Here is a 23,767-nt window from a genome sequence, read left to right as displayed (position 1 = left end):
ACCCCGTAGTGCCGCCGAAGGATCATGAGGAGCCGGCCAGCGGCCGGCACTACCGCGGGTTGGTTTTGGGGACATTCTCCGCGTCCTGAACCGGCGTTTGCCGGCGCGACACAGCGTCGCATCCGCCCCCTGCCAAAGACGCCCGAATCAGGGTAAAATGTCGCGCTTCCCCACATCTCGGGTATGCCGATGCTGCGCATCCAGGCTGAAGCTCTCACCTACGACGACGTCTCCCTCGTCCCCGCTCATTCCATCATCCTGCCCAAGGATGTCAGTCTGGAAACGCGCCTGACGCGCGACCTGCGGCTGAAGCTTCCGATCCTCTCGGCTGCCATGGATACCGTCACCGAAGCCCGCCTGGCCATCGCCATGGCCCAGCTCGGCGGCATGGGCATCATCCACAAGAATCTGAGCGTCGAGCAGCAGGCTGCCGAAGTCGCCAAGGTCAAGAAGTTCGAGGCCGGCGTCATCCGCGACCCGATCACCGTCGGCCCGGAAACCACCATCCGCGACGTGCTGGCCCTGACCCAGGCGCGCAACATCTCCGGCGTGCCGGTAGTGGACGGCGGCGGCCAGCTGGTCGGCATCGTCACCCACCGTGACATGCGCTTCGAGACCGAGCTGGACGATCCGGTCCGCCACATCATGACCAAGAAGGATCGCCTGATCACGGTCAAGGAAGGCGCGGCCTCGGATGAAGTGCTGCAGCTGCTGCACCGCAACCGCATCGAGAAGATCCTGGTCGTCAACGATGAGTTCGCCCTGCGCGGCCTGATCACCGTCAAGGACATCCAGAAGAACACCGATTACCCCAACGCCGCCAAGGACACCGCCACCCGCCTGCTGGTCGGCGCGGCCGTCGGCGTCGGTGGTGATACCGACCGCCGGGTCGAGGCGCTGGTCGCCGCCGGGGTGGACGTGCTGGTGGTCGACACCGCGCACGGCCACTCGCAGGGCGTGCTGGACCGCGTGAGCTGGGTCAAGAAGCACTTCCCGCAGGTGCAGGTCGTCGGTGGCAACATCTGCACCGGTGAAGCCGCACTGGCGCTGCTGGACAGCGGCGCGGACGCGGTCAAGGTCGGCATCGGCCCGGGCTCGATCTGCACCACGCGCGTCGTCGCGGGTGTCGGCGTGCCGCAGATCACCGCGATCGACCTGGTCGCCGAGGCGCTGCAGGACCGCATCCCGCTGATCGCCGACGGTGGCATCCGTTACTCCGGCGACATCGGCAAGGCGCTGGCCGCCGGTGCCTCCACCATCATGATCGGTGGCCTGCTGGCCGGCACCGAGGAATCGCCCGGCGAGACCGAGCTGTTCCAGGGCCGCTCCTACAAGAGCTACCGCGGCATGGGCTCGCTGGCCGCGATGGAGAAGGGGTCCAAGGACCGCTACTTCCAGGACGCCTCCAGCGCCGACAAGCTGGTGCCCGAAGGCATCGAAGGCCGCGTGCCGTATCGCGGCCCGGTCGGCGGCATCATCCACCAGCTGATGGGCGGCCTGCGCGCCACCATGGGTTACGTGGGCTGCGGCACCGTCGAAGACATGCGCAGCAAGCCGAAGTTCGTCAAGATCAGCGGCGCCGGCCAACGTGAGAGCCACGTCCATGACGTGCAGATCACCAAAGAGCCGCCGAACTACCGCGCCTGATGCGGCATGAGCAAAGAGGAACGAGGAAGCTGATTCCCGTTCCTCTTTCTCTATAGGCCGCCGGTTTTCGTATTCGTTTCCTGTTTTCTTTCCTGCATTGCCCAGGGCGCCATGACCAACATCCATAACGACAAGATCCTCATTCTCGATTTCGGTGCTCAGTACACCCAGCTGATCGCGCGCCGCATCCGCGAGCTCGGCGTGTACTGCGAGATCTGGGCATGGGACCACAACCCGGCCGACATCGCCGCGTTCGGCGCCAAGGGCATCATCCTGTCCGGTGGCCCGGAATCGACCACGCTGCCGGGCGCGCCCGCCGCGCCGCAGGAAGTGTTCGACAGCGGCCTGCCGATCTTCGGCATCTGCTACGGCATGCAGACCCTGGCCGCCCAGCTCGGTGGCGCCACCGAAGCGGCCGACCAGCGTGAGTTCGGCCATGCCGAAGTCAACGTCGTCGCCCCGGATGCGCTGTTCAAGGGCCTGAGCGACCACGGTGGCGAGCCGAAGTTGAATGTCTGGATGAGCCACGGCGACCACGTCTCCGTCGCGCCCCCGGGCTTCACCGTCACCGCCGTGACCGATCGCATCCCGGTGGCCGCGATGGCCAACGAAGAGAAGCGCTGGTACGGCGTGCAGTTCCATCCGGAAGTGACTCACACCCTGCAGGGCCAGGCGCTGCTGCGCCGCTTCGTGGTGGATGTGTGCGGCTGCGAGACCCTGTGGACCGCCGCCAACATCATCGACGACCAGATCGCCCGCGTGCGCGAACTGGTCGGCGATGACGAAGTGATCCTGGGCCTGTCGGGCGGCGTCGATTCGTCGGTCGTGGCCGCGCTGCTGCACAAGGCGATCGGCGACAAGCTGACCTGCGTGTTCGTCGATACCGGCCTGCTGCGCTGGCAGGAAGGCGACCAGGTGATGGCGATGTTCGCCGAGCACATGGGCGTCAAGGTGATCCGCGTGAATGCCGCGGACCGCTACTTCAGCAAGCTCGAAGGCGTGAGCGATCCGGAAGCCAAGCGCAAGATCATCGGCAACCTGTTCGTGGACATCTTCGATGAAGAATCCACCAAGCTGAAGAACGCCAAGTGGCTTGCGCAGGGCACCATCTACCCCGACGTGATCGAGTCGGCCGGCAGCAAGACCGGCAAGGCCCACGTGATCAAGAGCCACCACAACGTCGGCGGCCTGCCCGAGCACATGAAGCTGGGCTTGGTCGAGCCGCTGCGTGAGCTGTTCAAGGACGAAGTGCGTCGCCTCGGCGTCGAGCTCGGCCTGCCGCGCAGCATGGTCTACCGCCATCCGTTCCCGGGCCCGGGCCTGGGCGTGCGCATCCTCGGCGAAGTGAAGCGCGAATACGCCGAACTGCTGGCCAAGGCCGATGCGATCTTCATCGACGAGCTGCGCAAGGCCGATCTGTACGACAAGACCAGCCAGGCGTTCGCGGTGTTCCTGCCGGTGAAGTCGGTGGGCGTGGTGGGTGATGCGCGTGCGTATGAGTGGGTGATTGCGCTGCGCGCGGTGGAAACCATCGATTTCATGACGGCGCATTGGGCGCACCTGCCGTATGAGTTCCTGGGTACGGTGAGTAATCGGATCATCAATGAGCTGCGCGGGGTGTCGCGGGTGGTTTATGACATCTCGGGGAAGCCGCCGGCTACTATTGAGTGGGAATGAGTTGAAAGAACGAGGGCGCCGAGAGGCGCCCTTGTCATATGTGATTAGCTTTTTCACATGATCCGATGTTCCGAACATCGGGAGCGAGACCTCGACGGCAGAGGTGGGGAGACCTGGCTGCCGCGCTGCGGGACAGGTTGGCGCGGATGTCGCGCACGCTCATGCCCCGGCATACATGGCGATGCTCTTGTGGTCAGGCCGTTGCTGAGCTGGCGAATCAACTCATTCGGCACCATCTGCAGCCCATAAGGTCCTTATCGCGCCATCTTCTTCGTGATTGGCATGCATGCTCCTTTTCAACTTGTTATGCCCGGATACAGAATTCCCGACGTGCCTTCCTGATAGAAAGGCGCGGAGGTTTCCTATTTCGACAGCCATTCCTCCTGACTACTTTCTACACACAACTCCAGTCCAGGGGCGTGGAAATGTGGTGTGGTCATTCGTCAACCTACCGTCACGACACTGACGATCTCGAGACGCCGGGGAGGCGCGCCTGCCGATGCATGGCGATGTCCAGTACGCGGCGCAAAGACCACTGGGCCATGTCGGGTGGGTCTGCAGCAACTCTGGCTGTCCGGCGTGGTGCAGCCCGGTCGGGCAACGTGTGGAACGCCTCCCCACCGACCTCGATAGCGGAATGCGGATCTGACGAGTTGCAGTCATGAGCCGAGAAGCAGGTCCTTACCTGCCGTGGCTGCTTCTGGTCTTCGGCACCGCGGCGCAAGCCCAGGTGCAGGAGACGGTCAAGTACACGCACACCGATGCATTGGGCTCCATCGTCGCTGTGACCGATGGCAGTGGTCGCGTCATTGAACGACGAGAATATGAGCCGTATGGCATGCAATTGTTGCCCGAACTGCGCGACGGACCGGGCTACACCGGCCATGTGCAGGATGCAGTCACGGGACTGATTTACATGCAGCAGCGGTACTACGATCCCGGCATAGGGCGGTTCTTGTCTGTAGATCCGGTGATGGCTTATGAGACGGGCGACTGGCGGCAGTTCCACCGCTATGCCTATGCATTCAATAGCCCGTACACATTCACCGACCCGGACGGTCGTCAGTCGAGAGCGATGGGCAAAAAGATCGGGCGGTGGATTCGTGCGATGGTGGACAATGGTGGAGATTTCGAGAAAGCCCAAGCGCAGGTGGATAGGCAGAACAGGCAGGATCTCCAGATCGCGGGAACGATCATGGATTTTACGGCCGTGGCGCCAGTGAAAGACGCGGTTGAAGTAACAATCAAGGTCGCTAGCGGAGAGGACGCCACTGGGCAGGGGGCCGGGGCTGTATCGGGTGAGGTGGCTGGCCAGATTGCGGCGAAGGTTCTGGACGGAAAAATAGGTAAGGACGCCGCCGACTTTGTTGGGGCGGCAGTCGGAAAAGCGGTAGGTGATACGGTTGAGGCTACAGTTGAACGTTCTCGCGGGGATAAGGATTCTGGAGATCCACACATAATGACTGAGTCGCCAGCACCCACCGACTGGCGTGATAAGGGCGGTGTGCCTTGACTTCGCTGCAGGGGAAATTCATGAACATTCCTAGGGTTGTCGTGTTCGCCATCGCTCTGCTTTTTTTGCGAAGTTGCGTCAGTGCGATAACTGACAGTCCGATGGGCAGTGAACTGTCGGCAGCGCAGCTGGCGCTTCGATACTCGATCGACTATCTGCTGGACGCTGCCGTTGTCAGTGGGGTGTTCGTCAGGCTGGCGTTAGTACAGGCGCGATCGCTGTATCTCCATGTGTTCTCCGTGCTTGTGCTTCATGAATTACTTGGTGCTCTACTTCTATTTGCAATCGGTGACACAAATCATCAGTCTCCGCTCTGGATGCTGGATTGGGCTGTCACAGTGTTGTCGGTTCTGCTGGGGACCGAATTGGGGCGACGATGGCGGACGGATTCTCGATGAAGGCACGAGTTGATCTTTCCCGGGGGGCAGATCCCGTTTCTACCCCGCCCCCATGGTTGATCTTTACCAGCGAACAGACTCACCTGTTACCCCGTGGACATCTGACGCCAGGTGAGTATCGAGTGCGCATGCACTTTAGGCGCATCGGAAAAATGTTTGACAGACCGGAAATGGCCTTGTAATCCTGCGAATGTCCCCTTTTTGGATTCGCGCCGTGCTCGGAACTCTCTTCTGCTTCAGGCTGCTCGGTTCAAAGGTGGTCGCGTGAGCACTTCGCGTGCCTCTCGCGTGGTTGCTCTCTACGCGCTGCCACTGCTGTTCCTCACCATCGTCATCGCCGCATGGTCCGCCTGGAGCGCGCAGAAAACCCCGCCGCCACAGCCAGCCAGCATCGCCACCACCGAGTTCTCGTCGGCACGCGCGATGCAGCACCTGAGCTGGATCGCTGCCGAACCGCATCCCACCGGCTCAGCGGCCGCGGCAAGGGTTCGCGACCAACTGGTGAACCACCTGCAGCAGGCCGGACTGCAGGTGGCCGTGCACCGCGGGAACGCAGCCGCCGAGTACGGTTCGGGCGACGGCCGTGGTGTGCGCGCGGCCAATGTCGAGAACGTGGTCGCGGTACTGCCGGGCCGCGATCGCAGCCTGCCGGCGGTGCTGCTGATGGCGCACTACGACACCGTTCCGCATTCGCCCGGCGCGGCCGACGATGGCCTTGGCGTGGCGGTGATGCTGGAGATCTCCCGTGCTCTGCAGCGTGACGTGCGGCAGCGTGACGTGGTGTTCCTGTTCACCGATGCGGAGGAGGCCGGGCTGCTCGGCGCACGTGCGTTCTTCGCGTCGCATCCGCTCGCGTCGCGCATCGGCACCGTCATCAATCTGGAAGCACGCGGCAGCAGTGGCCGTGCGGTGCTGTTCGAAACCGGGCCGGGCAACGCGGCGCTGCTGGGCACGTTCGCCAAACTCGCGCCGCAGCCGCTGGGCAACTCGCTGACCGGTTTCGTCTACCGCTACATGCCCAACGGCACCGACTTCACCGTGCCGGCGCAGAAGGGCATTCCGGGGCTCAATTTCGCGATCATCGGCAGCCAGATCGACTATCACGCCGCGACCGCGAGCGTGGCGAACCTCGACCCGGGCAGCGTGCAGCACATGGGCGCGCAGGTGCTGCCTATGGTTCGCCAGCTGGCGACCTCGGCGACGCTGCCGACCTCCACCCAGGAGGCGATCTACAGCGATCTTCCCGGCGGCTGGATGATCAGCGTGCCGACGTGGTCGGGCTGGTGCGTGCTGGCGTTTGGACTGCTGGTCCTTGTCGTGGTCGCACGCCGGGCCAAGTTCAACCAAGGCGGCTGGCGGGGCGTGGTCAGTGGCGCGGCCTGGTGGCCGTTGGCGCTGCTGTCGGTCGCGCTGGCCGTGCGTGTGTCGTACCGGTTGCTGGGCGGCGGCGATGCCACGCTGGTGAACAACCGTGACTTGCTGGCGGCGTTTTCCAAGCTGGCGGCAGGCGAGGGGCTGTTGGCGATCGGCGTGGTGCTGGCGCTGGGCGTACTGACGCTGTGCAGGGCGGCGCGTAAGCCAGCGGCCGTGCTCGCCGTGCTCGCGGGCGCATGCGCCTCGCTGCGGGGTGGATTCGACGCCATAGGGTTGGTGTTGGGTGTGGTGGTGGCGCTGCTGGCCTGGACCAGTGCAGGTACCGCGGTTCGCGGGGAAAGCATGCGGCTGGGTGCCTTGCTGGTGGCCTGGATCATCGGCGCGGTCGTGCAGGTGCTTGCGCCGGAGCTGGCGCCGTTGCTGCTGTGGCCGCTGCTGGCGGTGGCCGCGATGGTCTGGCTGCTGCCGGCGCACGCGCCGCTGACCGCATTGCGTGTCCTTGCCGCGGCAGTGATCACCGCATTCACCTTGGCCCATGTCTTCCACTTCGCGCTGCAGCTGTTCGAGGCGATCGGCTTCGGTACGCCTGAAGTACTGGCGTTGCCGTTCGCGTGGCTCGCCATGTTGCTGCTGCCGTGGGTACGCGTGGCCGATGGCGGACGCTGGCTTGCCATCGCCGCGTTGGTCACGCTGTTGTCTGCCGCAGGTGTACTGGCCGCGGCGTCGCTCACCCAGGCGGACCGCACGCGCTATCCCGAACTGTCCCAGGTGCTGTTCGTCGCCGATCCAGACAACCAGCAGTACCACCGTGTCAGTCCGTTGTCGCAGCTGTCCGATTGGAGCCGCGGCGCATTGCGGGTAGGGCAGGGTGAGCCTGCCCGCCTGCCGATTCCGGCGTTGGATTGGACGGGTGTCTGGGCGACGAAGGCCGACGCCATCGCGGTGCCCGAGCGGGTTCGCTTCGAGCGTTCCTTCGATGCCGCCACCGGTCAATCGGTGCTGCGCGTGCGGGCACCCGCAGACACGCGCGAACTCCGTGTACGGCTGAAGAGCGGGGCGGTGGTGCGTAATGTGCAGTTGCAGGGCGAAGAAGTGCCCCTGCTGGACGAGGCGGACCGCTGGTCGCGTCTGCGCTGGCAGGCACCGGGGCCGGACGGCATCGAATTGCGCTGGCCAGCGGACAGCGGTCCGGTCGAGGTGCAGGCCGCGGCGGGAATCGATGGCTGGCCGAGGGATGCGACGCCACTGCCGGCGCGCTCGGCGCATGTCGTGCCGTGGTCGACCTCTGACATGACCTGGATTCTTGGCGCGACGCGCGTGAGCCCGGAGGGCGCCGCGCATTAGGGCGCGGTAATGCGCCCGACGGGATGGAGAGCCGGTGGCCCCTCCGTCCCAGCCAGCATCCACGGCGGCTTGTTGCGATCTACCGGAACCCATACAAACAAACGGCCCGCAGTGCGGGCCGTTTCTTTGGGTGCCTGTAACGCGTCCGAGCATGGCTCGGACCTACAGACCTGCCTCAGATATGCAGCGCATGCCCCAACGCACGCAGCGCCGCTTCCTGCACCGCCTCAGCCAGGGTCGGGTGCGGGCTGCGCATTGAACCGCTTCCAATTGCCGCCGGTCACCCTGCTTTTTCTCCACTGGCTCCGGCACTGCCTCTTTCTCTCTGGATTGCGGGTCCGGTGGGCGATGCTGCGGTGGATGGTCGCCCACGATGCGGCTGCGTGCCATTGAGCAGCGCATGGGCAATGAGTCCGACCACCAGGCCCCAGAACGCGCCTCCAATGCCCAGCAAGGTGATGTTGGCCGCTGCGGCGAGAAATGTAATCAACGATGCTTCGCGCGTAGTTGCGTCGGCCAGGGCGGTGCTCAGGCTGCTGCCGATCGCTCCCAGCAGCGCCAGTCCCGCCAGCGTGGTGATGAACGTGGCCGGGAAAGCCATGAAGACGGCAGCCAGCGTCACGCCGAAGAGCCCTACGAGGAGGTAGCACCCGCCTGCGGCGACGCCCGCCACCCAACGCTTGGAGGGGTCATCGTGCGCCTCGCGGCCGGTGGCGATGGCCGCCGTGATGGCGGCGATGTTGAAGGCATGCGAGCCAAACGGCGCCATCAGCAGCGAGCCCAGGCCGGTAAGCGTCACAATGGGGTTGGCGCTGGTCCTGAAGCCGTCGTTGCGCAGCACCAGCATGCCGGGCATGTACTGCCCGGTGAGCGTAATGAGAAACAGCGGCAGCGCGACGCTCAACAGCGCGCTGAGCGAGAACGCCGGCATGGTGAACAGTGGTGTGGCCAGTTCCAGTCGCAGCCCGGACAGATCGATCCTATCCTGACTCAGCAGGAAGGCCAGCCCCAACACCAGGATGCCGACCACTGCATAGCGCGCGGAGAACCGCTTGAACACCAGATAGGCAAGGATGAGCAGCCCTGCCAGCAACGGGTCGATGCTCATGCCTGCGAATGCGCCGATGCCGAACTGCAGCAGGATGCCCGCGAGCAAGCCTGCGGCTACGCCCGGCGGGATCAGGCGGATGACACGCTCGAAACAACCCGACAGGCCGAGCAGCACAAATGCCGCTGCTGAAATCAGATAGGCACCCACGGCCTCCGCGTAGGACGTGGTTGCCAGTGCCGTGACCAGAAACGCGGCCGCAGGCGTGGACCACGCGGTGATGATCGGCTCGCGGAACCTCCAGCTCAGGATGATCCCCGTCACCCCCACGCCGATGGAAATCGACCACACCCAAGAGGCGGTCAGTTCCGGGCTCAGGCCCGCGACCTTGGCGGCCTGGAACACAAGAATGAAAGTGCCGCCGTAGTTGACGATGACCGAGATCAGTCCAGCCACGATGGGATGGGTGAGATCGCTCCAGCGAGTCGATGAAGGTGGAGAAGGGAGTGACATGGGATGACGGTGGTTCCTGGCGACGGCCTGAAGGCCTGTGGAACGTATTTTTAGTTCTAAAATGGACTGGTGTTCCCATCCATTTATTTCGAAACGGGCAGGCCAATTGTTCAAGCACGCGCAACTTGAGTCGGTCAAAGCCTGGATCGGGGACCCCGCGCACGGGGCTTTGCCGCTGCATGCGCGTCTACAGCGGGCCGTTCGCCAGTTGATCCTCGACGGGGTGCTTTGCGTCGGCAGGCCATTGCCTGCGTCACGGGCGCTGGCCAAGTCCCTGGGGGTTTCACGCGATACGGTCGAATCGGCCTATGGTCAATTGCACGCGGATGGCTTCATCGAGCGGCGGGTGGGCAGCGGCAGCTTTGTGTCCGAGCGCGCCCGACATCTGCCGTGCCGCGGCCGGCCCCGGCGGAGCGGGGTGGACGGTAAGGCCGCGCTGCGCCTCAGCCGGCGTGGCAGCGCGCTGTTCCAGAGTGGCGGCGTGCGCGACGCCCGGACACCTCGCCCGTTCGCGCCCGGGGTGCCCGAAACGCGCAGCTTTCCGTTACAGACCTGGGAGCGATTGGGGCGGCAGGTAATAAAGGAATACGGCACGCTTGCGTTGTTGCACGGCCCGCCGCAAGGCGTGGAGCCGCTGCGCCGCGCCATCGCCGATTATGTCAATCTTGAACGTGGCGCGCGGGCCAGTCCCGAGCGCGTGCTGGTGCTGACCAGTTCCCAGCAGGCCTTGACGCTGTGCGCGACGGTCTTGCTCGATCCGGGCGAGCGGATTTTCATCGAAGATCCCGTGTACCACGGGGCACGCAAGGCCTTTGACGCCGCCGGACTGGTGTGCGTGCCCGTGCCGGTGGATGCAGACGGCCTGCGGGTGGAGCAGCTGGTCGAGGCCAGCAAAATGCCGGGCGAACCGGCCAGGGCAGTGTTTGTGACGCCATCGCACCAGTTTCCGACGGGGGCGACACTGGCGCTGGAGCGGCGCCTGGCGGTCATCGAATGGGCCCGACAGCACCAGAGCTGGATCATCGAGGACGACTACGACAGCGAGTTCCATTACGCAGGCAAGCCCACCGCATGCGTACAGGGACTGGATCCGCATGAGCGCACGATCTACATCGGCACGTTCACCAAGTCACTGTTTCCCGGCCTGCGCATCGGTTACATGGTACTGCCACCGGAGCTGGTGGCGCCGATGACCGTGGCCCGCACCCTGCTGGACGGCCACAGTGCAGCGATTCCACAGCTTACGCTGGCGCGTTTCATGGAAGGTGGCCATTTCGGCGCGCATGTACGCAGCATGCGCGCGGTCTACGCCGCGCGCCGCGACGTGCTGGCGATGTTGCTGCACGAGCATCTGGCCGACGTCGTGGAGCCGGCGGTGCCCGACGGCGGCATGCAGATGCCGTGCATGTTGATCGGCGACATTCCCGAGTGCGAGGCCGTGGACGGCGCCCGCCGTGCCGGAATCGAGCTGCTCGGGCTGAAGGAACTGTATGCGTCGAGCGGGCACAGGGCAGGTTTCCTGATGGGATTTGCCGCCCACGCCCCGCATGAACTGGAAAGTGCGGTCAAGCAGCTTGCCACGGTGCTGCGTGGGCTGCGTCGTCCACATCCAAGTACGAACTGAGGCTTCTGACATCACACGTTGTCCGAGCATGGCTCGGACCTACACGCCTGCCTCAGATATGCAGCGCATGCCCCAGCGCACGCAGCGCGGCCTCCTGCGCCGCCTCACCCAGGGTCGGGTGCGGGCGGATGGTGCCAGCGATATGTTCCAGCGTGGCGCCCATCTCGATGGACTGCACGAAGGCGATCGACAGCTCCGACACCTGCACGCCCACGGCCTGCCAGCCGAGGATGCGGTGGTCGCGGCTGCGCGCCACGACGCGCACGAAGCCGTCGGTGGATTCCAGCGACATCGCACGGCCATTGGCCGCGAACGGGAATAGCGCGACCTTGGTCTCGATGCCCTGCGCCTTGGCTTCGTCCGGCGACGGCCCGACCACCACGATTTCCGGGTCGGTATCGAGTGAACTCACCTGCTGCGCTGGAAAGCGGCAGTCGGCGACATTGGGTCGGACCGGTGTTTAGGCGAGGATAGCCTGGCCGATCCTGCTGCGCGCAACAGGCCCTGGAAAGTAGGGCAGTCAGCATGATTCTCGGCCGGGCACACGGCCGCGTGCCGCAGACCCTTGCTCAGCGCTTTTAGCCTTGCGACTGTAGCGTCCACCTCGTCGGCTTTCGCTGTCAGAGCGCTGCGGTTGATGTTCGTCCGCCCATCCGCGGAAAACATGACCTTGATTTCATCGAGGGAGAAGCCTGCAGATTGCCCCAGTGCAATCAGCGCAAGCTGGTCTACGACAGAAGGCGAAAAGATTCGCCGGAGCCCGGAGCGTCCCGTCGAGGCGATCAAGCCCTTCTCCTCGTAGTAGCGCAGCGCTGAAGCGGGCACACCAGACCGCTTTGCCACCTCGGCGATGTCCATGCGAAACCCCTTGACCTCAAGTTGACTTGAAGTTGCATAGTCCAACTCACATCTCATCACGTCAAGGACAGCAAATTGAACGACATACCGGTCAGCCCTGAACGTTCCCGGTCCACGCAGAGTCTGGAGACAGACTCCATTCGTAGCTCGTTGGACGTCGCGATGGAGGCCATAACGAAGGAATGGGGTCCACTCAGCACCAGGGTTGTCGCTGCGTGTCGAGGCCACTTGGAGCATCTCCTCAAGGCGCCGGCCACTGAGGGTTGGCTGGAGGAACTGTATCGGGATGCGCCCGCGAACAAGGAACTGCACCGCGACGCCCTCAATGGGTTCGTCCTCTTGGCACATACCGAACCAATGGGGCTGTATAGGCCGCCTCACGACCACGGCCGGGGGTGGGTCATCTATGCACTTCAACAGGGTGAAATCGAAATGGGTACCTACGCCCGCTTGGTCAGCGCCGACGGCAGCGTTCAGTTGGTGCAGAGAGGGTCGACGACGGTGCGTCCAGGCGAGGTCCAGGTCTATCTTCCGGGGGATATCCACGACACACGCTGCGTGAATGGACCCGCGTTGCTGTACCGCTTCACGGAGCGGGACCTGAAGAAGGAGGACAAAGAAGAGCATCGCGTCACCCGGTACGTTGATCGCGATGGCACATGGATGCCGGAAGGCTCGTGACTGCCCCGCTCGCACCGGTGGCCGCAATGGAACAATGCCCAAAGTTGCCTGGGCGACGGAGGGCTGCCGCGACTGTTGCCGTGTTAATGGCCATGGTTCTCGCCGTCCTCGACGCAGCCGTGGTCAACGTTGCACTACCGAGCATGGCCCGCTCTTTACAGGTGTCCCCGGGAACATCGATCTGGATCATCACTGCTTACCAGCTCGCGTTGGTGATGGCCCTGCTGCCGTGCGCTGCGCTGGGGGATAGTCTTGGCCATCGCCGGGTTTTCACCGGCGGAGTTGCGCTGTTCACGGCCGCGTCCGTGTTGTGTGCAGTGTCGCCATCACTTCCTTGGCTCGTCGCGTCACGTTTCCTTCAAGGTCTAGGTGCTGCCGCGATCATGGCGCTCGGCATCGCCTTGCTTCGCGCCATCGTGCCCCAGGACCGGTTCGGAACCGCGATCGGCTGGAACGCGCTGGCCGTGGCGCTCTCGTCTGCGGCGGGCCCCACCATCGGCGCAGCGATCCTCGCTGGCGCAAGTTGGCCGTGGCTATTTGCTCTGAACCTGCCGTTGGGTGCAATGGTTCTTCTTGCCACGCGCGCACTGCCTGACGTCAAAGGCACGGCGTGCCCCCTCGACAAGATCAGTGTCGCCTTGAACGCCGCCGCGTTTGCATCGCTCGTCGTCGGCATGGAACTACTGACTGCGCATTCCGTGCCAGCGGGATTGCTGATCGGTGCCGCAGCCATCACCCTGGCGGCCTTGATCCGACGGGAACTGCCGAAGGAGAGGCCGTTGATTCCTCTAGACCTGCTGCGCAGGCCTTCGTTTCGCACTTCGGTGGTCGCATCGTTCTGCTGTTTCGCCGGCATAACCCTCGGCTTGCTGGCGCTGCCGTTCTACCTGCAGCACAATCTCGGGCTGGACCCCTTGATGACGGCGTTCTACATGGCGCCCTGGCCGCTGACTGTCGCGATCGCGGCGCCATTGGTTGGCCGTCTTGCTGATCGCGTCTCAACAGCTTGGCTGTGCGTCGTAGGCGGTGCATGCCTGGCGGTGGGGCTGTCTGCGACCGCAATGTGGGATCTACAGCAGAGCGCACGCCCCTTGGTGATCTTCATGGTGCTGTGCGGGCTGGGTTTTGGCCTTTTCCAAGTGCCCAACAATCGCAACCTGTTCCTGGCGGCGCCCCGCGCAAGAAGCGGTGCTGCCGGGGGCATGCAGGCCACGGCCCGTCTGGCGGGGCAAACCGTCGGCGGGGTCGTCATGACTCTGATCTTTGCCCGTTTCGCCGTCGACACGGCGCCGATGCTTGCGTTGGGGGTTGGTGCCACGCTGACGCTGGCAGCTGGTGTTCTGAGTGCGCTTCGGGTGGACACGTAGGAAGGTGTTGGTGGCGATACGCCGACGGTCTTCCCGCAAGCCTCCTGGGCGGAGGCGCACTATCCGGGCATGGCCCGGATCTACCATTGCCCGCTAGAACAAACGGCCCGCAATGCGGGCCGTTTGTTTTTCTAGATATGCAACGCATGCCCCAACGCACGCAGCGCCGCTTCCTGCACCGCCTCACCCAGCGTCGGGTGCGGGTGGATCGTGCCGGCGATATCCTCCAGCGCGGCGCCCATCTCGATGGACTGCACGAAGGCGATCGACAGTTCCGAGACCTGCACGCCCACGGCCTGCCAGCCGAGGATCCGGTGGTCGCTGCTGCGCGCGACAACACGCACGAAGCCATCGGTGGATTCCAGCGACATCGCACGGCCATTGGCCGCGAACGGGAACAGCGCGACCTTGGTCTCGATGCCCTGTGCCTTGGCTTCGTCCGGCGACAGCCCGACCACCACGATTTCCGGATCGGTGAAGCACACCGCCGGAATCGCGGCCGGCACGAAGTGGCGCTTCCTGCCGCTGATGATCTCGGCCACCAGTTCGCCCTGCGCCATCGCCCGGTGCGCGAGCATCGGCTCACCGGCGACATCGCCGATCGCCCACACGTTGCGCATCGAGGTCTTGCACTGGTCGTCGATCTTGATCGCCTTGCCGGTCAGATCCAGCTGCAGCGATTCCAGATTGAAGCCGTCGGTCTTCGGGCGACGACCCACCGCGACCAGGATCTGGTCGGCGTCCAGCGCGATTTCGTTACCGTCCTTGTCACGTACGCGCAGCTTGCCGTTGTCGGCCAGGCCGAGCACGCTGTGGCCGGTCAGCAGCTTCACGCCGGACTTCTCCAGGTGCGTGGCCACCGGCTTGGTCAGCTCGGCGTCGTAGGCCGGCAGGATCCGCTCCTGGGCCTCGACCACGGTGACTTCGCAGCCGAGCTTGCGGTACACCGTGCCCAGCTCCAGGCCGATGTAACCGCCACCGACGACGATCAGCTGTTTGGGCAGCGAGGTCGGCGAGAGGGCTTCGGTGGAGGAGATGACCTTGCCGCCGAAGGGCAGGAACGGCAGCTCCACCGGCACCGAGCCGGACGCCAGCAGCAGGTGCTCGCAGGTGATGCGCAGCGTGCCGCCATCTTCGGCGGCACCGGCGATCTCGACGGTCTTGCCGTCGACGATCGTGGCCCAGCCCTTGATCAGCTGCGCGCCGTTCTTTTTCAGCAGTGCACTGACGCCACCGGTCAGCTTCTTGACGATGCCGGCCTTCCACGCCACGGTCTTGGCCAGGTCCAGCGACGGGGCCTGCACGCTGATGCCCAGCGGCGAGGTACCTGCCGCATACGCGGTGACCTTGGCGAACTCCTCGGCGGCATGGATCAGCGCCTTGGAGGGAATGCAGCCGATGTTGAGGCAGGTACCACCCGGATTGACGCCCTCGACCACGATGGTCTTGACGCCGAGCTGGCCGGCGCGGATGCCGGCGATGTAACCGCCGGGACCGCCGCCGATGATCAGCAACTGGGTTTGAAGGGTATTGGACATCGCTTACTCCACGAACAGCAGGGCCGGGGTTTCCAGGCGGGTACGGATCGCCTGCACGAACTCGGCCGCATCCATGCCATCGACGATGCGATGGTCGAACGAGGACGACAGATTCATCAGCTTGCGCGCCACCACCTGGCCCTCGCGGAACATCGGGCGTTCGATGATGCGGTTGACGCCGACGATCGCCACTTCCGGATGGTTGATGATCGGGGTCGAGACCAGGCCACCAATCGCGCCGAGGCTGCTGAGGGTGATGGTCGAACCGGACAGCTCCTCACGGGTGGCCTTGCCCACGCGCACGGCACTGGCCAGGCGCGCGATCTCCGCGGCGGTCTGCCACAGGTCCAGCGACTCGGCATGCGCGACCACCGGCACCGACAGGCCGACCTCGCTCTGGGTCGCGATGCCCAGCTGCACGCCCTCGTAGCGGGTCACGATGTTGGCCTGGTCATCGTAGCGGGCGTTCATCTGCGGGAAGTCGCGTGCGGCCAGCACGACCGCGCGTGCCAGCAACGGCAGCAGGGTCAGCTTGCCGCGTTCCTTGGCCCAGCGCTCATTGAGCCTGGCGCGCAGGGCGTCCACTTCCGTGACGTCGATCTCTTCCACATAGGTGATATGCGGAATGGTCGACCACGACTGCTGCATCTTCTGCGCGATCTTGCGGCGCAGGCCCATGATCGGCACCTGCTGCTCGCCGGTACGGCGTGCGTAGCTGCTGCCGCCGGCACTGCCACCGACCGGCTGTGCCTTGCCACCGGCGGCGGCGTAGGCATCCAGGTCGGCCTGCAGGATGCGACCCCCCGGGCCGGTCGCCGGCACGTAGCGAAGCTCGACACCCAGGTCCCAGGCACGGCGGCGCACGGCCGGCGAGGCCAGCGGGGCTTCACCGGCGTTGAGCACACCGTTGGTGACCGCGCCACGCGGGTCCTGCTTGGCGGCGCAGGCGGGTGCGGAGGCAGCGGCGGCCTTGGCCGGCGTCGCAGCGGGTGCAGACTCAGCGGCGGCCGCAGGTGCCGCTGCCGGTGCAGCCGCCTTGGGCGCAGCTACCGGTTCGGCCGGCGCCGCGGCGGCCGGTGCACTGGCGGCGCTGGCGTTGCCCGCACCGTCCACTTCCAGGCGGATCAGCTCGCTGCCGACGGCCATCATCTGGCCAGGCTTGCCGCCCAGTGAGACCACGGTGCCTGACACGGGCGAGGGGATCTCGACCATGGCCTTGTCGGTCATGACCTCGGCCACGACCTGGTCTTCGGCGACCGGGCCACCGACCTCGACCTTCCAGGTGATCAGTTCGACTTCGGCGATACCTTCACCGATGTCCGGCATCTTGATGACGTGATGTCCCATGGTTCAGTCCTCCAGCACGCGCTGCATTGCATCGATGACCCGGGACGGACCCGGGAAGTAGTCCCATTCCTGCGCGTGCGGATACGGGGTGTCCCAGCCGGTAACGCGTTCCACCGGTGCCTGCAGGTGGTAGAAGCAATGCTCCTGCACCAGCGCGACCAGTTCGGCGCCGAAGCCGCAGGTGCGGGTGGCTTCGTGCAGCACGATGCAGCGGCCGGTCTTCTTGACCGAGTTGACGATGGCCTCCAGATCCAGCGGCCACAGGCTGCGCAGGTCGATCACTTCGGCGTCGATCCCGGCATCTTCGGCGGCGGCCTTGGCCACCCACACGGTGGTGCCGTAGGTGATGATCGTCAGGGCCTTGCCTTCGCGGGCGATGGCGGCCTTGTCCAGCGGTACGTTGTAGTAGCCCTCCGGCACCAGGTTGTCCGGGTACTTGGACCACGCGGTGACCGGGCGGTCGTGATGACCGTCGAACGGGCCGTTGTACAGGCGCTTGGGCTCCAGGAAGATCACCGGATCGTCGTTCTCGATCGAGGCGATCAGCAGGCCCTTGGCGTCGTACGGGTTGGACGGCATGACCGTGCGCAGGCCGGTGGCGTGCGCGAAGATCGCCTCCGGGCTCTGGCTGTGGGTCTGGCCACCGTAGATGCCGCCGCCACACGGGGTGCGGAACACCAGCGAGGACGTGAAGCTGCCGCCGGAGCGATAGCGCATGCGCGCCGCTTCGGAGACGATCTGATCGTAGGCCGGGTAGATGTAATCGGCGAACTGGATTTCGGCGACCGGGCGCAGGCCGTAGGCGGCCATGCCGATCGCCGCGCCGGCGATGCCGTTCTCGGAAATCGGTGCATCGAACACGCGCTGCTTGCCGTACTTGGTCTGCAGGCCGTCGGTGCAGCGGAACACGCCGCCGAAGTAGCCCACGTCCTGGCCGAAGACCACCACGTTGTCGTCGCGTTCCAGCATCACGTCCATCGCCGAGCGCAGCGCCTGGATCATGGTCATCGGCGTGCCGCCGGTGTTGTTCTGTTCAATCCCGCTCATGGTGTTCAGACTCCCAACTGCTGACGCTGGCGACGGAGGTGTTCGGGCATGTCCTTGTAGACGTCTTCGAACATGAGGGCCGCGCCAGGACGGTTGTCGCTGCCGAGCAACCCGTGGGTTTCGGCTTCCTTGAGGGCACGCAGGACCTCGGCATCGAGTTCGGTGCGCACTTCGTCGTGCTGCTGCTCGCTCCACAGGCCGCGCTTGATCAGGTGCTGCTTCAGGCGGTCGATCGGATCGCCGAGCGGGAAGTGCTGCGCGTCGTCGGCAGGGCGGTACTTGGACGGATCATCCGAGGTCGAATGCGGGCCGGCGCGGTAGGTCACCCACTCGATCAGGGTCGGGCCGAGGTTGCTGCGGGCGCGTTCGGCGGCCCAGCGCGAGGCCGCGTACACGGCCAGCAGATCGTTGCCGTCCACGCGCAGCGACGGAATGCCGTAGCCCACGCCGCGCGCGGCGAAGGTGGTGTTCTCACCGCCGGCAATCGCCTGGAAGGTGGAGATCGCCCACTGGTTGTTGACCACGTTGAGCACGACCGGGGCGCGGTACACGTGCGCGAAGGTCAGCGCGGCGTGGAAATCGCCTTCGGCGGTCGCGCCATCACCCACCCATGCGGTGGCGATGCGGGTGTCGCCCTTGATCGCCGAGGCCATCGCCCAGCCCACCGCCTGGATGTACTGGGTGGTCAGGTTGCCGGAGATCGAGAAGAAGCCGTAGTCCTTGTACGAATACATGATCGGCAGCTGGCGGCCCTTCAGCGGGTCGGCCGCGTTGGACAGCACCTGGCAGATCATGTCGACCAGCGAGACGTCCTTGGTGATCAGGATGCCCTGCTGGCGGTAGGTCGGGAACTGCATGTCGTCATCGCGCAGCGCCAGGGTCTGGCCGACGGCGATCGCTTCCTCACCCAGGCACTGGATGTAGAACGAGGTCTTCTTCTGGCGCTGGGCGATCAGCAGGCGGGCGTCGTAGGCGCGCGTCTTGAGCATGGCGTGCATGGCACGCAGCAGCACGGCGTCGTCGATGTCGGCGGCCCACGGACCCACGGCGTCGCCGTTGTCGTCCAGCACGCGGATCAGCTGGCCGGTCAGCGGCGCGGTCTGGCTGGCGCTCACGTCCACGGGCGGCTTGTCGACCGCGCCGGCGGGGCTCAGCTTCAGATAGGAAAAGTCGGTGGCCTGGCCGGGACGGGCGCTGGGCTCGGGCACGTGCAGATGCAACGGCTCGCTCGTGGCGGGAATCTGGGGTGATGACATGTCAGGGGCCTCGCTGGGCTTGGGTCATGGAGCTACAGGCATACCGCAGGCGGGGGGCAACGGTAATGGCGATGTTGGCGCGCCGACATCCGGGCGGGATCTCGTCGCGAAGCGGGTAAGGACCAGCGCTTGCAAGGCGGCTGGGGCCATGGCGCATTGCACCCAGTGTGAAGTCTAGAGGCACAGCGGCTTATCGTAAATTTGTTTAATTGCGTATGAGGTATTGTTTATTCAGATATCCTCATTCCGTGGGACCCCGTGCATGCAAATCCCCGCCAACATGACCCTGCGCCAGCTACGTTACTTTGCCGAAGCGGCTGAATTGGGGCAGTTCTCGCAGGCCGCGCGCAAGCTGCACGTCTCCCAATCCGTGATCACCACGGCGGTCGCCCAGCTGGAAACCTCGCTGGGCCTGAAGCTGTTCGACCGCATGCCGCACGGGGTCGGCCTCACCGCCGAGGGTCACCGCTTCCACCAGCATGTGCGGCACATCCTGGATACGCTGCAGGACGCGCTCAGCGAGCCGATGTTCCTGGCCAACACCCTCCCGGGCCGGGTGCGGATCGGCGCGTCCTATACGGTGCTGGGCTACTTCCTGCCGAGCCTGCTGGCGCGCTTCAAGCGCTCCTACCCACAGGTGGAGGTCGACCTGGTCGACATGGACCGTGCCGCGATCGAGCAGGGCGTCAGCAGCGGCGACCTCGACTTCGGCTTGTGCATCATTTCCAACATGGCCGAGCCCTATGTGCTGCGGCGCCAGGTGCTGATCCGCTCGCGCCGCCAACTGTGGCTGGCCGAGTCGCATCCGCTGCTGCAGCTGCCGGTGATCAGCCCGGCCGACGTGGAGCCGTATCCGTACATCATGCTGATGGTCGACGAGGGCCAGGAGTCGGCGATGCGCTACTGGCGCTCGGTCGGGCGCGAACCCAACGTCGTGTTCCGGACCTCGTCGCTGGAAGCGCTGCGCGGCATGGTCGCCTACGGGTTCGGGGTCAGCATCCTGTCGGACATGGTCTATCGGCCATGGTCGCTGGAGGGGCGCCGGATCGACGTACGCACCCTCACCGACGCGGTGCCGCCGATGGAAGTCGGCCTGGTCTGGCGCCCGGACGAAGACCTGTCCGCGCCGGCACGCGCACTGCATCAGTTCCTGGTCTTCGCCTGTGGCGGATGAGCGCCGATGGCATCGGCCAACGCGGGACGCGGATCGGGCAGGTCGCCCACGGGCGCGGTGAAGGCCTGCCCGCGGCGTGACCCGATCTGCCACGCCGAATAGGCCAGCAACGGCACCACGTAAGTGGCCAGGATGGCGTAGGCCAGCAGCCGGTATCCCTTCGCGATCAGTGCCACCAGGCCGATCCCATCGGCCATGAACACGGCCATCAGCAGGATCGCCACGATGATCGCCACGCGTACGCCGCGCTTCGGTGCGGCACCGGTGCGTTCTTTCCAGTTGACGCTGATGCGGCCATCCACGGAGGCCATCAGCGTGACCCCGGTTTCCACCAGCGCCACCATGATCATCAGGCGGAACAGCCACTGGAACCACGGCAGGCCGAGCTGGCCGAGCATGAGGTCCGACGGCAGCGGCGCGTCGGCGATGTCCGGCAGGAACGCGATCATGCAGACGTAGAAGACGATTGCCGGCAGGATCGCCAGCGGGCCGGCCAAGGCGCCTGCGATCACCGCATCGCGGCGGCACAGCAGGTGGCGTACGACCAGCAGGATCGAGACCGCGGCGAACATGTTGTAACCGGCGTAGGTCACGCCGTTGAGCACCCAGTCCTTGCCCAGTTCATGGGTGTTGGACAACTGTGCCATCGCGCCGCCACCGAAGCGGTACAGGATCAGGCACGCCGCGATGGCGTAGACCAGGTACATGAAGGCCGACATCAGCTTGAACATGCGCTCGACGGCGGTGGTGCCGGCCTGCACCACGCCGGTGATGATCGCCACCAGCACCAGCGTGCCGACGATCCGCGGCCAGCCGAACATGGTCGCCGCCAGTTCGCCGGCGGCCGCGCCGAAGACCGCCAGCACCACCACGATCAATGCCAGGTAGGCGACTTCGAAGGTCCACCAGCCGCGGCCCAGCAGATGCCGGAAGAAGGTGCGGTAGTCGTTGGCACGGATCGCCCGTGCCAACAGGAACGTCAGGATGCAGATCACGCTCCAGATCAGCATCGACAACACCATCGCGGCCAGGCCACCCCACGGGCCCGATGGCAGGAAAAACTCCGCCAGCTCACGGCCGGTCGCGTATCCGCCGCCGATCACGGCGGACTTGAACGCCAGACCGGGCAACAGATACCGCTGGAACCGGCTGGCGGCGGCGGTCACTTGCGGGCGGCCGTGGGCTGCAGCAGGTAGAAGTCGCGCACGGTGCGCGCGATCTCGGCGATCACCCGCTCACGTTCGCTGCGCGGGGCATTGCTCGCTTTGACGAAGACCGAGATGGCGAACTGGTTGCCGTCGGGCAGGGTGACCACGCCGACGTCGTTGACGGTGCCGGCGACGGTGCCGCTCTTGTCCGCCACCTTGGTGCCCGGCGGCAGGCTCCCGCGCAGGCGTGCGCTGCAGGTCCGGCAACGCTCCATGATCTGCACCAGCACCTCGGTGCTGGCCGGGCTGAGTGCCTTGCCGGTGAACAGCTGGGTCAGCAGGGTCGACATCGCACGCGGCGTGGAGGTGTCGCGCGGATCCTTGTCGAACGCCTCGCTGCCGGACTTGGTGCGCTTGGCGACCTCGGGGTCGAGGGTCAGTTCCGCGACGCGTTCCTTGGTCAGCGGCTCATCGCCGAGGCCGAAGATGTCGCTCAGCAACTGCCGGGTGTTGCGGTCCAGGCGCTGGCCTTCGATGCCGTGTGCGCGCAGCCAGGCGGTGACCGCGGCCGGTCCACCGGCCTGGGCCACCAGCACGTCGGTGGCGGTGTTGTCGCTCTGGGTCAACATCACTTCGAGCAGGTTGTGCACCGACAGGCTCACGCCGTCGTGGATGAAACGGTCGGCGATCACTTCCGAATCGACATAGAAGGATTTCGGTACCGGCACCATCGTGGTCAGCGCCAGTTCGCCGGCATCCACCTTGCTGAGGATCACGGCGGCGACGGCGACCTTGAACGTGCTGGCCATCGGGAAGCCTTCATCGGGATTCAGATGCACCTGCTCGCCCTTGCCATCCAGGCGCCATGCCGAGACACCGACCTTGCCGTCGATCAACGTGGCCAGGCGTGCGACTTCGGTTTCCACCGGACTGGTCCGGCTGGCGCTGAAGGCGGCGAGCGGGCTCAGGCCCAGCATGGCCGCGACGCACAGGCTCAAGGTACGGGATGTCATCTTCATGCGATGCAGGCCTCCAGCAAACGGTTGAATTCCCCATCTTGCCGCATCGGATCCGCCACCGGCAGACCCAGGCGCGCGCTGACCTCGGCGCAGGCGGCTGATGCCGCTGCCTCGGTCATGCCATGGGTGTTGAGACTGACGCCGACGCAGCGGATGTCCGGGTTGGTACGACGCCCGAGCTGCACGGTCAACGCGATCACTTCCTCGATGGAGGGCAGCGGATAGTCCGGATAGCCGAGCACATGCTTGCGCCCCGGCTGGTGGCAGACCACGAACACATCCGGCTGGCTGCCATGCAGCAGGCCGAGGCTGACACCGGCGTAGGCGGGATGGAACAGCGAGCCCTGGCCTTCGATGACATCCCAGTGGTCGTCGGCTGCATTCGGGCTGAGCAGTTCGGCGGCGCCCGCCGAGAAATCGGCGACCACCGCGTCCATCGGAATGCCGCTGCCGGCGATCAGGATGCCGGTCTGGCCGCTGGCGCGGAAGTCGGCATCCACGCCGAGCCCGCGCAGGCCGCGGGCCAGGGCCAGTGCGGTGTACTTCTTGCCCAGCGCGCAGTCCGTGCCGACGGTGAGCACGCGCTTGCCGGTGCGCTTGCGCCCGTTACCGACCGGAATACCACGCGGCGGCACGCGGACGTTGATCAGCTCGCGCCCATGGCGTTCGGCGGCGGCGGCCAGTTCCGGGATGTCACCCAGTTTCTGGTGCATGCCGCTGACCAGGTCCAGGCCGTTTTCGAGGGCGTCGACCAGTGCCGGCAGCCACTGCGGGGGAATCACGCCGCCGCCGTTGGCCACGCCGATCACCATCGCACGCGCACCGGCGGCGCGCGCCTGGGCCGGCGTCATGGTGGGCAGGCCGGTGGTGATCGGGCAGCCGGGCAGGCTCCATTCGGCGACACACACTTCCGGCGCCCAGTCGTGCAGCCCGATCGCGGTCTTGGCGAAGCCGGCTTCGGTGGTGTCGCCCAGGAACAGCAGGTACGGCTGGGGGAGGGCGGGGAGGGCCTGTACGGCAGCGGTGGGCGTCGGGCTCATGAGGGTTCCAGTGGTCGGGGGAGAGAAGAGAGGAGAGGCATTCACGGCGAGAACTCGCTGTTGTTTGACCTGGCTCGATCTGTATAAGTCCTAATCAGAGAATATGCAACCTAATCAGGATAATTCCTCACTCTCTTCTGACGGTGTGTCCGAA

The 23,767-nt window shown here is 65.4% G+C and carries 19 protein-coding genes; 9 read left to right on the top strand and 10 right to left on the bottom strand.

Annotated elements, in window-relative coordinates:
- Positions 1-189 precede the first annotated feature (189 nt).
- The 5 genes from guaB (at position 190) to ABE473_RS07370 (ending at position 7,953) form a co-directional block, all read left to right on the top strand.
- Positions 190-1,647, top strand: a complete 1,458-nt coding sequence (guaB, locus tag ABE473_RS07390; RefSeq protein WP_123729717.1) for an IMP dehydrogenase — start codon at positions 190-192, stop codon at positions 1,645-1,647.
- Positions 1,648-1,758: 111 nt separating this feature from the next.
- Entirely contained in the window at positions 1,759-3,324 is a 1,566-nt protein-coding gene (gene guaA / locus ABE473_RS07385) for a glutamine-hydrolyzing GMP synthase (protein WP_176989808.1), read from the top strand.
- Between the two features lie 661 nt (positions 3,325-3,985).
- On the top strand, positions 3,986-4,837 hold the full coding sequence (locus ABE473_RS07380; RefSeq protein WP_346489002.1) for an RHS repeat-associated core domain-containing protein: 852 nt from the start codon (positions 3,986-3,988) through the stop codon (positions 4,835-4,837).
- Positions 4,834-5,235, top strand: a complete 402-nt coding sequence (locus ABE473_RS07375) for a hypothetical protein (RefSeq protein WP_346489001.1) — start codon at positions 4,834-4,836, stop codon at positions 5,233-5,235. Before ABE473_RS07380 ends, ABE473_RS07375 begins: the two co-directional genes overlap by 4 nt.
- Positions 5,236-5,499: 264 nt before the next feature.
- Complete coding sequence (locus ABE473_RS07370) at positions 5,500-7,953, top strand: M20/M25/M40 family metallo-hydrolase (protein WP_346489000.1); 2,454 nt, start codon at positions 5,500-5,502, stop codon at positions 7,951-7,953.
- A 280-nt stretch (positions 7,954-8,233) separates the two neighbouring features.
- Here the strand turns inward: ABE473_RS07370 and ABE473_RS07365 are convergent, their stop codons facing one another.
- Positions 8,234-9,514 (bottom strand): benzoate/H(+) symporter BenE family transporter, encoded by a 1,281-nt coding sequence (locus ABE473_RS07365; RefSeq protein ID WP_346488999.1) that lies wholly within the window; start codon positions 9,512-9,514, stop codon positions 8,234-8,236.
- A 61-nt stretch (positions 9,515-9,575) separates the two neighbouring features.
- On the opposite strand from ABE473_RS07365, the gene ABE473_RS07360 reads away from it, so the two are divergent.
- On the top strand, positions 9,576-11,138 hold the full coding sequence (locus tag ABE473_RS07360) for a PLP-dependent aminotransferase family protein (RefSeq protein WP_346488998.1): 1,563 nt from the start codon (positions 9,576-9,578) through the stop codon (positions 11,136-11,138).
- A 52-nt stretch (positions 11,139-11,190) separates the two neighbouring features.
- On the opposite strand, the gene ABE473_RS07355 is transcribed toward ABE473_RS07360, so the two are convergent.
- Positions 11,191-11,550, bottom strand: coding sequence for a hypothetical protein (locus ABE473_RS07355; protein WP_346488997.1), 360 nt, complete (start codon positions 11,548-11,550; stop codon positions 11,191-11,193).
- The gene (locus ABE473_RS07350) at positions 11,547-11,996 is read right to left on the bottom strand and encodes a helix-turn-helix domain-containing protein (protein ID WP_346488996.1); all 450 of its coding nucleotides are present in this window, start codon (positions 11,994-11,996) and stop codon (positions 11,547-11,549) included. Before ABE473_RS07350 ends, ABE473_RS07355 begins: the two co-directional genes overlap by 4 nt.
- A 228-nt stretch (positions 11,997-12,224) precedes the next feature.
- On the opposite strand from ABE473_RS07350, the gene ABE473_RS07345 reads away from it, so the two are divergent.
- Positions 12,225-12,677, top strand: a complete 453-nt coding sequence (locus tag ABE473_RS07345) for a hypothetical protein (protein WP_346488995.1) — start codon at positions 12,225-12,227, stop codon at positions 12,675-12,677.
- Between the two features lie 92 nt (positions 12,678-12,769).
- The gene (locus tag ABE473_RS07340; RefSeq protein ID WP_346488994.1) at positions 12,770-14,044 is read left to right on the top strand and encodes an MFS transporter; all 1,275 of its coding nucleotides are present in this window, start codon (positions 12,770-12,772) and stop codon (positions 14,042-14,044) included.
- 131 nt (positions 14,045-14,175) lie between these two features.
- Here ABE473_RS07340 and lpdA read toward each other — a convergent pair whose 3' ends face one another.
- Genes lpdA through ABE473_RS07320 form a run of 4 tightly spaced genes read right to left on the bottom strand, consistent with a single transcriptional unit; the run spans position 14,176 to position 19,232 of the window.
- Positions 14,176-15,582, bottom strand: a complete 1,407-nt coding sequence (lpdA, locus tag ABE473_RS07335; RefSeq protein WP_346488993.1) for a dihydrolipoyl dehydrogenase — start codon at positions 15,580-15,582, stop codon at positions 14,176-14,178.
- Positions 15,583-15,585: 3 nt separating this feature from the next.
- Positions 15,586-16,929, bottom strand: a complete 1,344-nt coding sequence (locus ABE473_RS07330) for a dihydrolipoamide acetyltransferase family protein (RefSeq protein ID WP_346488992.1) — start codon at positions 16,927-16,929, stop codon at positions 15,586-15,588.
- Between the two features lie 3 nt (positions 16,930-16,932).
- Positions 16,933-17,976 (bottom strand): alpha-ketoacid dehydrogenase subunit beta, encoded by a 1,044-nt coding sequence (locus ABE473_RS07325; RefSeq protein ID WP_123729076.1) that lies wholly within the window; start codon positions 17,974-17,976, stop codon positions 16,933-16,935.
- A gap of 5 nt (positions 17,977-17,981) precedes the next feature.
- On the bottom strand, positions 17,982-19,232 hold the full coding sequence (locus tag ABE473_RS07320) for a 3-methyl-2-oxobutanoate dehydrogenase (2-methylpropanoyl-transferring) subunit alpha (RefSeq protein ID WP_346488991.1): 1,251 nt from the start codon (positions 19,230-19,232) through the stop codon (positions 17,982-17,984).
- Positions 19,233-19,494: 262 nt separating this feature from the next.
- Between ABE473_RS07320 and ABE473_RS07315 the strand changes: the two genes are divergently transcribed.
- Positions 19,495-20,406 (top strand): LysR substrate-binding domain-containing protein, encoded by a 912-nt coding sequence (locus ABE473_RS07315; protein ID WP_123729078.1) that lies wholly within the window; start codon positions 19,495-19,497, stop codon positions 20,404-20,406.
- Here ABE473_RS07315 and ABE473_RS07310 read toward each other — a convergent pair.
- Genes ABE473_RS07310 through ABE473_RS07300 form a run of 3 tightly spaced genes read right to left on the bottom strand, consistent with a single transcriptional unit; the run spans position 20,376 to position 23,613 of the window.
- Positions 20,376-21,572, bottom strand: a complete 1,197-nt coding sequence (locus tag ABE473_RS07310) for a hypothetical protein (protein WP_346488990.1) — start codon at positions 21,570-21,572, stop codon at positions 20,376-20,378. The genes ABE473_RS07315 and ABE473_RS07310 overlap by 31 nt on opposite strands.
- A complete protein-coding gene (gene bla, locus ABE473_RS07305; RefSeq protein ID WP_346488989.1) occupies positions 21,569-22,573 on the bottom strand; it encodes a class A beta-lactamase in 1,005 nt (334 codons plus the stop codon). The genes ABE473_RS07310 and bla overlap by 4 nt, the downstream gene beginning before the upstream one ends.
- On the bottom strand, positions 22,570-23,613 hold the full coding sequence (locus ABE473_RS07300) for a DUF1611 domain-containing protein (protein ID WP_346488988.1): 1,044 nt from the start codon (positions 23,611-23,613) through the stop codon (positions 22,570-22,572). Before ABE473_RS07300 ends, bla begins: the two co-directional genes overlap by 4 nt.
- Between the last annotated feature and the right edge of the window lie 154 nt (positions 23,614-23,767).

Origin of the sequence: Stenotrophomonas sp. TWI700 (assembly GCF_039673645.1) — a bacterium.
GTDB lineage: Bacteria > Pseudomonadota > Gammaproteobacteria > Xanthomonadales > Xanthomonadaceae > Stenotrophomonas > Stenotrophomonas maltophilia_AA.
Note: the sequence above shows the minus strand (reverse complement) of the source record. Positions and strands in the feature narration are given on the sequence as shown.

Bases quoted from the DNA above. Each gene is read 5' to 3' on its own strand.
- ABE473_RS07320 (WP_346488991.1), bottom strand. From the start codon at position 19,232: ATGTCATCACCCCAGATTCCCGCCACGAGCGAGCCGTTGCATCTGCAC.
- ABE473_RS07350 (WP_346488996.1), bottom strand. From the start codon at position 11,996: ATGGACATCGCCGAGGTGGCAAAGCGGTCTGGTGTGCCCGCTTCAGCG.
- ABE473_RS07300 (WP_346488988.1), bottom strand. From the start codon at position 23,613: ATGAGCCCGACGCCCACCGCTGCCGTACAGGCCCTCCCCGCCCTCCCC.
- ABE473_RS07340 (WP_346488994.1), top strand. From the start codon at position 12,770: ATGGTTCTCGCCGTCCTCGACGCAGCCGTGGTCAACGTTGCACTACCG.
- guaB (WP_123729717.1), top strand. From the start codon at position 190: ATGCTGCGCATCCAGGCTGAAGCTCTCACCTACGACGACGTCTCCCTC.
- ABE473_RS07315 (WP_123729078.1), top strand. From the start codon at position 19,495: ATGCAAATCCCCGCCAACATGACCCTGCGCCAGCTACGTTACTTTGCC.
- ABE473_RS07380 (WP_346489002.1), top strand. From the start codon at position 3,986: ATGAGCCGAGAAGCAGGTCCTTACCTGCCGTGGCTGCTTCTGGTCTTC.
- bla (WP_346488989.1), bottom strand. From the start codon at position 22,573: ATGAAGATGACATCCCGTACCTTGAGCCTGTGCGTCGCGGCCATGCTG.
- ABE473_RS07325 (WP_123729076.1), bottom strand. From the start codon at position 17,976: ATGAGCGGGATTGAACAGAACAACACCGGCGGCACGCCGATGACCATG.
- ABE473_RS07330 (WP_346488992.1), bottom strand. From the start codon at position 16,929: ATGGGACATCACGTCATCAAGATGCCGGACATCGGTGAAGGTATCGCC.
- ABE473_RS07365 (WP_346488999.1), bottom strand. From the start codon at position 9,514: ATGTCACTCCCTTCTCCACCTTCATCGACTCGCTGGAGCGATCTCACC.
- ABE473_RS07360 (WP_346488998.1), top strand. From the start codon at position 9,576: ATGGACTGGTGTTCCCATCCATTTATTTCGAAACGGGCAGGCCAATTG.
- lpdA (WP_346488993.1), bottom strand. From the start codon at position 15,582: ATGTCCAATACCCTTCAAACCCAGTTGCTGATCATCGGCGGCGGTCCC.
- guaA (WP_176989808.1), top strand. From the start codon at position 1,759: ATGACCAACATCCATAACGACAAGATCCTCATTCTCGATTTCGGTGCT.